The 11,088-nt window shown below is 67.1% G+C and carries 12 protein-coding genes and 1 riboswitch; of the genes, 7 read left to right on the top strand and 5 right to left on the bottom strand.

All coding sequences use genetic code 11. The features are described 5' to 3' along the window. Window positions 1-137 precede the first annotated feature (137 nt). The 7 genes from urtA to PO605_RS15620 all read left to right on the top strand — a co-directional run bounded on the left by urtA (window position 138) and on the right by PO605_RS15620 (window position 6,848). Window positions 138-1,403, top strand: a complete 1,266-nt coding sequence (gene urtA, locus PO605_RS15650) for an urea ABC transporter substrate-binding protein (protein WP_016450225.1) — start codon at window positions 138-140, stop codon at window positions 1,401-1,403. Window positions 1,404-1,513: 110 nt separating this feature from the next. Beyond that, on the top strand, window positions 1,514-2,428 hold the full coding sequence (gene urtB / locus PO605_RS15645; protein WP_016450224.1) for an urea ABC transporter permease subunit UrtB: 915 nt from the start codon (window positions 1,514-1,516) through the stop codon (window positions 2,426-2,428). Window positions 2,429-2,500: 72 nt separating this feature from the next. After that, window positions 2,501-3,703: an urea ABC transporter permease subunit UrtC gene (gene urtC, locus PO605_RS15640; protein ID WP_272206610.1), complete on the top strand. Its 1,203-nt coding sequence runs from the start codon at window positions 2,501-2,503 to the stop codon at window positions 3,701-3,703. 19 nt (window positions 3,704-3,722) lie between these two features. Then, entirely contained in the window at window positions 3,723-4,466 is a 744-nt protein-coding gene (gene urtD, locus PO605_RS15635) for an urea ABC transporter ATP-binding protein UrtD (protein WP_272206609.1), read from the top strand. 20 nt (window positions 4,467-4,486) lie between these two features. Beyond that, entirely contained in the window at window positions 4,487-5,176 is a 690-nt protein-coding gene (gene urtE / locus PO605_RS15630; protein WP_016450221.1) for an urea ABC transporter ATP-binding subunit UrtE, read from the top strand. 36 nt (window positions 5,177-5,212) lie between these two features. After that, the gene (fmdA, locus tag PO605_RS15625) at window positions 5,213-6,442 is read left to right on the top strand and encodes a formamidase (RefSeq protein WP_012202164.1); all 1,230 of its coding nucleotides are present in this window, start codon (window positions 5,213-5,215) and stop codon (window positions 6,440-6,442) included. A 46-nt stretch (window positions 6,443-6,488) separates the two neighbouring features. Continuing rightward, window positions 6,489-6,848: an FmdB family zinc ribbon protein gene (locus PO605_RS15620; RefSeq protein WP_154833096.1), complete on the top strand. Its 360-nt coding sequence runs from the start codon at window positions 6,489-6,491 to the stop codon at window positions 6,846-6,848. Window positions 6,849-6,920: 72 nt separating this feature from the next. Here the strand turns inward: PO605_RS15620 and PO605_RS15615 are convergent, their stop codons facing one another. The 5 genes from PO605_RS15615 to PO605_RS15595 are packed head-to-tail and all read right to left on the bottom strand — an operon-like array spanning window position 6,921 to window position 10,658. Continuing rightward, entirely contained in the window at window positions 6,921-7,667 is a 747-nt protein-coding gene (locus tag PO605_RS15615) for an amino acid ABC transporter ATP-binding protein (protein ID WP_016448706.1), read from the bottom strand. Next, window positions 7,654-8,307 carry an amino acid ABC transporter permease gene (locus tag PO605_RS15610; protein WP_016448705.1) on the bottom strand — a complete coding sequence of 218 codons (654 nt, stop codon included), beginning with the start codon at window positions 8,305-8,307 and terminating at the stop codon, window positions 7,654-7,656. Before PO605_RS15610 ends, PO605_RS15615 begins: the two co-directional genes overlap by 14 nt. Then, entirely contained in the window at window positions 8,304-9,032 is a 729-nt protein-coding gene (locus tag PO605_RS15605; protein WP_016448704.1) for an amino acid ABC transporter permease, read from the bottom strand. The genes PO605_RS15610 and PO605_RS15605 overlap by 4 nt, the downstream gene beginning before the upstream one ends. Window positions 9,033-9,063: 31 nt before the next feature. Continuing rightward, a complete protein-coding gene (locus tag PO605_RS15600; RefSeq protein ID WP_016452167.1) occupies window positions 9,064-9,870 on the bottom strand; it encodes a transporter substrate-binding domain-containing protein in 807 nt (268 codons plus the stop codon). After that, window positions 9,867-10,658 carry a FadR/GntR family transcriptional regulator gene (locus PO605_RS15595; protein WP_272206608.1) on the bottom strand — a complete coding sequence of 264 codons (792 nt, stop codon included), beginning with the start codon at window positions 10,656-10,658 and terminating at the stop codon, window positions 9,867-9,869. The genes PO605_RS15600 and PO605_RS15595 overlap by 4 nt, the downstream gene beginning before the upstream one ends. Before the next feature lie 277 nt (window positions 10,659-10,935). Continuing rightward, a riboswitch (S-adenosyl-L-homocysteine riboswitch) is annotated at window positions 10,936-11,062 on the top strand. The last annotated feature ends 26 nt before the right edge of the window (window positions 11,063-11,088 follow it).

Here is an 11,088-nt window from a genome sequence, read left to right as displayed (position 1 = left end):
TGGCTACGTCAATTGACGTATGGGCGGTTTCAAGGGTTCTTCCTAATCTTGGACCCAGCGCGGAAACAAGCCGTAACCGCAACGCCAGTTTTCAGCCACTTGCAGATCACCCAACCGATCCTTACAGGAGAGTCACCATGAGCCACCCCTCCGACCCCCGCACACCTGGTTCCCCCGGCACGGAAATGGGCCGCCGCCGCGTCCTGCAGGCGCTTGGCGCCGCCTCGGTGGCCGGGCTGCCGGCCTGGTCCTTCGCCCAGGCCACGGCCCAGGTCAACACCACCAAGCTGGCCGTGACCGATACCGAAGTCGTCGTGGGCCAGCTGCACTCGGCCACGGGCACCATGGCGATCTCCGAGACCGGCTCCATCCAGGCCGAGCAACTGGCCATCGACCAGATCAACGCCATGGGCGGCATCCTGGGCCGCAAGATCCGCGTGATCAAGGAAGACGGTGCCTCCGACTGGCCCACCTTCGCCGAGAAGTCCAAGAAGCTGCTCATCAACGACCGCTGCGCCGCCGTCTTCGGCTGCTGGACCAGCGCCTCGCGCAAGGCCGTGCTGCCCGTGTTCGAGAAGGAAAACGGCCTGCTGTACTACCCCACCTTCTACGAAGGCCTGGAGCAGTCCAAGAACGTGATCTACACGGGCCAGGAAGCCACGCAGCAGATCCTGTACAGCCTGGACTGGGCCAAGGCCGAGAAGAAGGCCAAGACCTTCTTCCTGATCGGCTCGGACTACATCTGGCCGCGCACCTCCATGAAGATCGCGCGCAAGCACATCGAGAACTTCCAGAAGGGCAAGGTCGTCGGCGAGGAGTACTACCCGCTGGGCAGCACCAACTTCGGCTCGCTGGTCAACAAGATCAAGCTGCAAAAGCCGGACTGCATCTTCGTGGCCGTGGTGGGCGGCTCCAACGTGGCCTTCTACAAGGCGCTCAAGGCAGCGGGCATCACGGGTGACAAGCAACTGCTGGTCACGCTGTCGGTGACCGAGGACGAGATGACCGGCGTGGGCGGCGAGAACTTCACGGGCTTCTACTCCTCGATGAAGTACTTCCAGACGCTGGACAACGAGAACAACAAGAAGTTCGTGGCCGCCTTCAAGGCCAAGTACGGCCCCAATGCCGTCATCGGCGACGTCACCCAGGCCGGCTACCTGGGCCCCTGGCTGTGGAAGGCCGCCGTGGAAAAGGCCAAGAGCTTCGACGTGGACAAGGTGGTGGCCGCATCGCCGGGGCTGGAACTCAAGACCGCGCCCGAAGGCTACGTGAAGGTGGACGCCAACCACCACCTGTGGAGCAAGTCGCGCATTGCCGTGGGGCAGCCGGACGGCACGTTCAAGGTGGTCTCGGAATCTCCGGAATTGATCAAACCCGATCCCTTCCCCAAGGGTTACCAGTAAGCCCTGATCCGTTCAGGCAGGTGATGCGCGGCGGCCTGCGGCCTGGTGGGCGGGCTGCCGCGTGAATCGTTTCCCCCTCTCCCGATTGGCTTGCGCGCAGGAGCAGCACCATGAGTTTTTCCGACATGATGAACATCGGCCTGATGCAGGGCTTCGCGGGGCTGAGCCTGTTCGCCGTGCTGCTGCTGATGGGCCTGGGCCTGGCCATCATCTTTGGCCAGATGGGCGTGATCAACATGGCGCATGGCGAGTTCATGACCATTGGCGCCTACACCATCTACCTGGGCTCCACGCTCACGGCGCAGCACGCGCCCGAGTTCATGCCCTACTACTTCCCGCTGGCCATCGTGGCCGCCTTCCTGTTCGCCTTCGTGGCCGGCTGGCTGGTGGAATGGGGGCTGATCCGCCACCTCTACAAGCGGCCGCTGGACACGCTGCTGGCCACCTGGGGCGTGAGCCTGGCGCTGCAGCAGTGCTTTCGCACCTTCATCGGCCCCAAGGAAGTCAGCCCCACCCTGCCTGACTGGCTGATGGGCTCGTGGGCGCCGGCCGAGGGGCTGGACATTCCCATCAACGGCCTGTTCGTGCTGGCGCTGACCATGGCCGTCACGGCCGGCGTGCTGATCGCGCTGCACAAAAGCCGCTGGGGCCTGCGCGTTCGCGCCACGGTCAGCAACCGCGTGATGGCCAACGCCATCGGCATCGACACCAAGAAGACCGACCGCCTGACCTTTGCCATCGGCTGCGGCATCGCGGGCGTGGCGGGCGCGGCCTTCACCACCATCGGCTCCACCGGCCCCACCTCGGGCTCGCTGTACATCGTGGACGCCTTCCTGGTGGTCACCTTCGGCGGCGCGGCCAGCCTGCTGGGCACCGTGGTCTCGGCCTTCGGCATTGCGCAGACGCAGTCCATCACCGAGTTCTTCCTCGCGGGCTCCATGGCCAAGGTGATCACGCTGTCGCTGATCGTCTTCATCCTGATGCTGCGTCCCCAGGGCCTGTTCGCGTCCAAGGTGCGGCGCTGATCCCGGCGCCGGCCCTGTCCACGAATTCCCCCGCGTTCCCCCGATTTCCCCTGAGTTCACCGGAGTCATTCCATGCAAGCCCTCAAAGCCTGGATACAGCGCTACCAGCTCGCCAGCCTGGTGCTGCTCACCGTCCTGCTGGCGGTGGTGCTGCCCCTGGCGCTGGACATCTTCCGCCTCAACCTGGTCGGCAAGTACCTGACCTATGCCTTCGTCGCCATCGGCCTGGTCATGGTCTGGGGTTATGGCGGCGTGCTCAGCCTGGGCCAGGGCGTGTTCTTCGGCCTGGGCGGCTACGCCATGGCCATGTTCCTGAAGCTGGAGGCGTCCGACCCCATCAGCACCAAGATCCAGTCCACGCCCGGCATCCCGGACTTCATGGACTGGAACCAGCTGACCGAGCTGCCCTCGTTCTGGCTGCCCTTCAAGAGCCTGCCGTTCTCGCTGGCCGCCGTCATCGCCGTGCCCACGCTGCTGGCCTGGCTCATCAGCTTCGCCATGTTCAAGCGCCGCGTGGGCGGGGTGTACTTCGCCATCATCACGCAGGCCGTGGCGCTGATCGTCACCGTGCTCATCATCGGCCAGCAGGGCTACACGGGCGGCGTCAACGGCATGACCGACCTCAAGACCCTGTGGGGCTGGGACACGCGCACGGACAGCGCCAAGTACATCCTCTACTACGTCTGCGTGGCCCTGCTGATCGGCGCCATCGTGCTGTGCCGCTGGATTCAGACGGGCAAGGTGGGCACCCTGCTGCTGGCCATGCGCGACAAGGAAGACCGCGTGCGCTTTTCCGGCTACGACGTAGCCAATTTCAAGGTCTTCGTGTTCTGCCTGGCCGCTGCGCTGTCGGGCGTGGGCGGCGCGCTGTTCACGCTGCAGGTGGGCTTCATGTCGCCCAGCTTCGTGGGCATCGTGCCCTCCATCGAGATGGTCATCTACGCCGCCGTGGGCGGGCGCATGAGCCTGGTGGGCGCCGTGTACGGCACGCTGCTGGTCAACGCGGGCAAGACCTATTTCTCGGAGAGCTTCCCGGACCTGTGGCTGTTCCTCATGGCGGGCCTGTTCATCGGCGTGACCATGGCCTTCCCGATGGGGCTGGCCGGGCTGTGGGAAAGCCGCATCGTTCCCTGGTGGAACAGCCGCCGCAAGGGCGCGGCACCGGCCGCAGCGCCTGCCGCACCGCAGGGAGCCCAGGCAGCACCTGCCCAGGCCCCGGCCGCCACCAAGCCCACGTCCGCCCTGTCCGAAGGCATGGGCCGCCAGGGCGCCTGAACCACAGCGGGAGCACACCATGAGCAATACCGACTTCACGCTGGCCGTGGAAGACCTGACGGTCTCCTTCGACGGCTTCAAGGCCATCGACGCGCTGAACCTGTACATCGACAAGAACGAGCTGCGCGTCATCATCGGCCCCAACGGCGCGGGCAAGACCACGCTGCTGGACCTGATCTGCGGCAAGACCCGCGCCACGGCCGGCAGCATCAAGTTCAAGAACGAGGAACTCACGCGCATGGCCGAGCACAAGCGCGTGCGACTGGGGATCGGGCGCAAGTTCCAGACGCCGTCCATCTACGAGAACCTGTCGGTCTTCCAGAACCTGGAGGTCTCCTACCCCGAAGGCCGCTCGGTCTTCGGCGCGCTGGCCTTCAAGTGCACGGAGGCGGTGCGCGATCGCGTGCAGGCCGTGGCCGCCGACATCGGCCTGGACGAGCGCCTGGACACCGAGGCCGGCCTGCTCAGCCACGGCCAGAAGCAGTGGCTGGAGATCGGCATGCTGCTCATGCAGGAGCCCGAGCTGCTGATGCTGGACGAGCCCATCGCCGGCATGAGCGCCCGCGAGCGCGAGCTGACGGCCGAGCTGCTGCAGCGCATCTGCAAGAACCGCTCCGTCATCGTCATCGAGCACGACATGGAGTTCGTGGCGCGCATCGCGCACAAGGTCACCGTCATGCACCAGGGAAAGATCCTCGCCGAGGGTCCCATGGACAAGGTGCAGGCCGACCCCAAGGTCATCGACGTCTACCTCGGCCACTGAGGCACACACAAGGAATTCACATGCTGCAAGTCAAGGATCTGTACGTGGCCTATGGCCAGAGCGAGGCGCTGCACGGCATCAGCTTCGAGGGCCGCGAGAACGAAACCGTGGCCATCATGGGCCGCAACGGCATGGGCAAGACCACGCTGTTCAAAAGCCTGATGGGCGTCATGCCCGCCAAGAGCGGCCAGATCACCGTGGCCGGCCAGGACGTCACGAAGGACGAGAGCTTCCGGCGTGTGGCCAAGGGCATTGCCTACGTGCCCCAGGGCCGCATGATCTTCCCCACGCTGACCGTGGAGGAGAACATACAGACGGGCCTGGAGAACGCGAAGTCGCGCCAGGTGCCCGACGACATCTACGCCCTGTTCCCCGTGCTCTGGGACATGCGCCGGCGCAAGGGCGGCAACCTCTCGGGCGGGCAGCAGCAGCAGCTGGCCATTGCGCGCGCCCTGGTCACCGACCCCAAGGTGCTGCTGCTGGACGAGCCGACCGAGGGCATACAGCCTTCCATCATCAAGGACATCGCCAAGGCGCTCAACGAGATCCGCAAGCTGCGCCGCATCACCATCGTGGTCAGCGAGCAGGTGCTTTCCTTCGCCATGGATGTGGCCGACCGGCTGTTCGTCATCGAGGGCGGCCGCCTGGTCCATGAGACGGCCCGTGCTGATACGGATGAACAGCGCATCAAGTCCTACCTCTCCGTCTGATCCGTTTTTTCCCACTGCCATCGCAAGGAGCACACCATGGCCGAAACCCTGATCAAGGTCGATCTCAACCAGTCCCCCTACGACAACCCGCAGGTGCACAACCGCTGGCATCCCGACATCCCCATGGCGGTCTGGGTGGAGCCGGGCGCGGAGTTCAAGCTGGAGACCTATGACTGGACCGGCGGCGCCATCAAGAACGACGACAGCGCCGAAGACGTGCGCGACGTGGACCTGTCCACCGTCCACTTCCTGTCCGGCCCCGTGGGCGTCAAGGGCGCCGAGCCCGGCGACCTGCTGGTGGTGGACCTGCTGGACATCGGCGCGCGCGACGACAGCCTCTGGGGCTTCAACGGCTTTTTCTCCAAGCAAAATGGCGGCGGCTTCCTGGACGAGCATTTCCCGCTGGCCCAGAAGTCCATCTGGGACTTCCACGGCATGTTCACCAAGAGCCGCCACATCCCCGGCGTCAACTTCGCAGGCCTCATCCACCCGGGCCTGATCGGCTGCCTGCCCGACCCCAAGATGCTGGCCAGCTGGAACGAGCGCGAGACCGGCCTCATCGCCACCGACCCCGACCGCATCCCCGGCCTGGCCAACCCGCCCAACGCCACCACCGCCCACATGGGCCAGATGCAGGGCGAGGCGCGCGACAAGGCCGCCGCCGAAGGCGCGCGCACCGTGCCGCCGCGCGAGCATGGCGGCAACTGCGACATCAAGGACCTCTCGCGCGGCTCGCGCGTGTTCTTCCCCGTCTACGTGGACGGCGCCGGCCTGAGCGTGGGCGACCTGCACTTCAGCCAGGGCGATGGCGAGATCACCTTCTGCGGCGCCATCGAGATGGCCGGCTGGGTGCACATGAAGGTTTCGCTGATCAAGGGTGGCATGGCCAAGTACGGCATCAAGAACCCCATCTTCAAGCCCAGCCCCATGACGCCCAACTACAAGGACTACCTGATCTTCGAAGGCATCTCGGTGGACGAAAAGGGCAAGCAGCACTACCTGGACGTGACCGTGGCCTACCGCCAGGCCTGCCTGAACGCCATCGAGTACCTGAAGAAATTCGGCTACAGCGGTGCCCAGGCCTACTCGCTGCTGGGCACGGCGCCCGTGCAGGGCCACATCAGCGGCGTGGTGGACGTGCCCAATGCCTGCGCCACGCTGTGGCTGCCCACGGAGATCTTCGACTTCGACATCAATCCCACGGCCGAGGGACCACAGAAGATCATCACGGGCGGGGTGGACCTGCCCATCGCCCAGGACAAGTAAGCCCGGCATACGACACCCGCCATCCACCATCCGCCAGAGGCCGCCCATGCCCACCTATGACTACCACTGCGCCGCATGCGGCGGCTTCGACGCGCTGCGCAGCCTCTCGCAGCGCAACGAGCCCGCGCCCTGCCCCAGCTGCGAGGCGGCCTCGCCCCGCGTCTTCGTCAGCGCGCCGCGCCTGGCCTGCACCAGCCCCGAGCAGCGCCGCGCCCACGACACCAACGAGCGAGCCCGGCACGAGCCCAGGCGCTCACGCGATGTGGCCGAGGGCAGCTACGCGCGCATGCGCCACCCCTCGGGCTGCGGCTGCTGCAGCGGCGCCAGCAAGCGCGGCTCCACGGTCACGGCGCCCAACGGCGCCAAGACCTTCCCGACCAAGCGGCCCTGGATGATCAGCCACTGACCGCGGCCCCTGCGCCGCACCGATGCAAAAAAGGCCCGCGACGCGGGCCTTTGTCCTGCCTGGCCGTACCGCTCAGTGCACGGCGCCGATGAAGCCGGCCAGCTCCGGCGTCTGCGGGCTGGCGAACAGCTGCTTGGCCGGGCCGCTTTCGTGGATCAGGCCCTGGTGCATGAACACCAGCTGGTCGCCCACGTCGCGGGCAAAGCGCATCTCGTGCGTGACCATGATCAGCGTCATGCCCTCGGCGGCGAGCTGCTTGACCACGGCCAGCACCTCGTTGACCAGCTCCGGGTCCAGGGCCGAGGTGATCTCGTCGCACAGCAGCACCTTGGGCTGCATGGCCAGCGCGCGCGCAATGGCCACGCGCTGCTGCTGGCCGCCGCTGAGCTGGTCGGGGTAGCTGTCGTACTTGTCGCCCAGGCCGACCTTGGCCAGCATCTGGCGCGCCAGCGCCGCCGCCTCGGGCTTTTTCACGCCCTTGACCACGGTGGGCGACAGGGCCACGTTCTCGCCCGCCGTCAGGTGGGGGAACAGGTTGAACTGCTGGAAGACCATGCCCACGTTCAGGCGCAGCGCGCGCAGCTGGGCGGGCGAGGGCGCGCTGCCCTCCGAGCCCTTGAGCACGGCGTCGTCCACCACGATCTGGCCGGACTGGATGGCCTCCAGCCCGTTGATGGAGCGCAGCAGCGTGCTCTTGCCCGAGCCGCTGCGGCCGATGATGGCGACCACCTGGCCGCTGTCCACGCTCAGGTCCACGCCCTTGAGCACATGGTTGTTGCCGTAATGCTTGTGAACGGCGCGCACATCAACGAGCGGCATAGAGTTTCTTCTCCAGATGGGATGCGTAGAGGGACAGGGGCCAGCACAGCAGGAAGTAGCCTGCGGCGACCAGGCCGTAGATGAGGAAGGGCTGGAAGGTGGCGTTGGCCAGCATGGAGCCGAGCTTGGTCAGCTCGCTGAAACCGATGATCGAGGCCACGGCCGTGCCCTTGATGATCTGCACCGAGAAGCCGACCGTGGGCGCTATCGACAGGCGCAGCGCCTGCGGCAGCACCACATGGCGCATCTGCTGCAGGTAGCCCATGGCCAGGCTGGACGAGGCTTCCCACTGGCCGCGGGGGATAGCCTCCACGCAGCCGCGCCAGACCTCGGCCAGGTAGGCGCTGGTGTACAGCGTCAGGCCGATGGCGGCCGCCGTCCAGGGCGAGATGTCCAGGCCGGCCATGGACGAGCCGAAGAACACGATGAACATCTGCATCAGCAGCGGCGTGTTCTGGAAGGCCTGGATATAGGCCTTGGCCAGGCGGCGCAGGTTCAGGCTGCGGCCCACGCGGGCGAACAGCACCAGCAATCCGGTGGCGCCGCCCAGCACGAAGGCCAGCAGCGACAGCGCCAGCGTGGCCAGCAGGCCCTCGGCCAGCTTGGCCAGGATGGGCAGCAGGGGAATGTCGGCAATCATGCGGCGTCTCCGGCAGTGGTTGCAGGTGCAGCGGGTGCAGCGGGCCTGGCTGCACGCGGCGTGCGGCGGCCCACCACGAAGCGCTGGCCTATCCAGGCCAGCAACTGGCGCAGTGCCAGGGCCAGCACGAAGTACGCCGCCGTCACCACCAGGTAGGTCTCGAACGCGCGGAAGTTGCGCGACTGGATGAAGTTGGCCGCAAACGTCAGGTCCTGGGCCGCGATCTGCGAGACCACCGAGGTGCCCAGCATCACGATCACGATCTGGCTGCTCAGCGAGGGCCAGACCCGCTGCAGCGCAGGGCGCAGCACCACATGGCGGAAGACCGCCCAGCGGCCCATGCCCAGCGCGCCAGCGGCTTCCAGCTGGCCGCGCGGCGTCTCCTGGATGCCGGCGCGCACGATCTCGGTGATGTAGGCGCCCAGGTTGATCACCGTGGTCAGCAGGCAGGCCTGCCATTCGTTGATCTGCACGCCCAGCGAAGGCAGGCCGAAGAACACGAACATCAGCTGCACCAGGAAGGGCGTGTTGCGTATGCCCTCCACGTACACCTTGAACAGCCAGTGCAGCGGCGCAATGCGCCAGGCGCGGCTGACGCCGCCGGCCACGCCGATGGCGCCGCCCAGCACGGCGCCCGCCGCCGTCAGCGCCAGCGTGAAGCCCGCGCCCTGTGCCAGCAGGCCGCTGTAGTCGAACACGGCGCCGAAGTCGAATTGATAGGCCATGGAAGGATTTCCGGGAACAGGGGCGCAGCGGTTACAGGGTGGCGGGCAGCGGCATCTTCATCCAGCGCTGGGACAGGCTGGTCAGGCGGCCGTCGGCCTTGAGCTTGGTGATGATGGCGTCCACCTTCTGCAGCAGCGCCGGCTCGCCCTTGGCCACGCCGATGTAGCAGGGCGTGTCCTCGACCGCGAACTTCACGTCCAGCTGGCGCAGCCTGGTGCGCTCGTTCACGGCGTTGGCCACGATGTTGCCCAGCGTCACCAGCTGCACCTGGCCCGTCAGGTAGCTTTGCGCGGTGGCGTTGTTGTCCTCGTAGCGCTTGATGGTGGCCGATGCCGGCGCCACCTGCGTGAGGGCCAGGTCCTCGGTGGAGCCGCGCGTCACGCCCACGGTCTTGCCGGCCAGGTCGGCAGGGGCCTTGATGCTCATGTCCTTGGGGCCATAGACGCTCTTGGGGAAGGGCGCATAGGCCTGGGTGAAGTCGATCACCTTGGCGCGCTCGGCGTTCTTGCCCAGGCTGGAGATGACGATGTCGGCCTTGCCCGTGGTCAGGAAGGGGATGCGGTTGGTGCTGGTCACGGGCACCAGCTCCACCTTCACGCCCAGCTCCTGGGCCACCAGGGCCGCCATGTCGATGTCATAGCCCTGCAGCTTCAGGTCGGTGCCCAGCGAGCCGAAGGGCGGGAAGTCCTGCGGAATCGCCACGCGCAGCACGCCGGCCTTCTGGATGTTGGCCAGCATGTCGGCATGGGCGGCGCCGCCCAGGCCGGCAGCGGCCAGGGTGGCGGCCGCCAGGGCGGTGCGGATGAATGCGCGGCGGGGTGTCAGGGGGGAAGTCATGCGAAAGCTCCTTCGGAAGGGGGGATGAGGCGAAAGGAAAGTGGGTCAGGGTCGGGCGCAGATGTATCGGGCGCCGTTGCGTCGGGCGCCGTCGCGTCGTCCGGTGTGTCGAGATCGATGCCGCTGCGCCTGGCAGCCGACAGCAGGTGGGCGCGCATGGCGCCCGCCGCACCCGGCGCATCGCCTGCGCAGACGGCCTGCACGATGGCGTCGTGCTCGCGCACCGGCTGGTCGTCGGCGCCGCTCCAGGCAAAGGGCAGGCGCAGGCTGTGGCTGATGGCCAGCTCCAGCTGGCGCGCCATGGCCACCAGGCCCGGGTTGCCCGACAGCTGGGCCAGCAGCAGGTGGAACTGCAGATCGGCGTCGGCGGCGGCCAGCAGGTCGCTGCGGTCCAGGGCGTGGGCCAGCTGGGACTGGGTCCATTGCAGCTGGCGCAGGCCGCTGTCGTCGGCGCGCACGGCCGCCAGCGCGGCCCAGCCGGGCTCCAGCACCAGGCGCAGCTCGATCAGCTGGCGCGGCGACAGCGTGCCCAGCGCCGGGGTGGCATAGGCGCGGTGCATGCGTGCACGGCCGCTGTGCGGGCCGTTGATGCGCACGCCCTTGCCCGGCTGGATCTCGACCAGGCCCAGGGCCTCCAGCATGGACAGCGCCTCGCGCAGCGAAGCGCGGCTGATGCCCAGCTGCCGGGCCAGCTCGCGCTGCGGCGGCAGCTGGCTGCCGCCGGGGTAGTGGCCGCTCAGGATGTGCTGCTGCAGCGTCTGGGCCATCGAGATCGGAATGCTTTGCATGGGCTGGCGCGGGTGGAGGGTTTTGGCCTGACTGGTCAGACCACGTACCCAGCAGATAGCGAATTGCGTGCCAGATGCAAAAAAAGGAGCGTTGTCCTCAGGCGCTGCAAAGAATCCGGGGCGATGGGGCATCGACAATCCGCCCCGAAGGCGCCGCCAGCGGCCCGCGCTGCCGCGCTTTGGTGCAGTGCCGCATGGCTTTGTGCAGGCCTGCCCCGAATGCGGGCGTAAAACCCGCACTGCAGGCCGCCGCCAGCCGCCGTAGAATCCCGGGCTTTGGCCCGAGGAGCGTTGCAGCGCGGCACCCGCCCATCCGTACACCGGATCGCGTGCCGCGTCAGGCTTGGGCCAGGTGCAGGTTCCCGGCCGGACCGCGCCCACGGTGCCAACGACGCTCACCTGTTGCCATGCCGTTTTTGCAGGTGAGCTT

This window comes from Delftia sp. DT-2, assembly GCF_028401915.1.
Classification (GTDB): Bacteria; Pseudomonadota; Gammaproteobacteria; order Burkholderiales; family Burkholderiaceae_C; genus Comamonas; species Comamonas tsuruhatensis.
The sequence above is the reverse complement of the archived record's forward strand: the minus strand, read 5'-3'. Positions and strand labels throughout refer to the sequence as shown.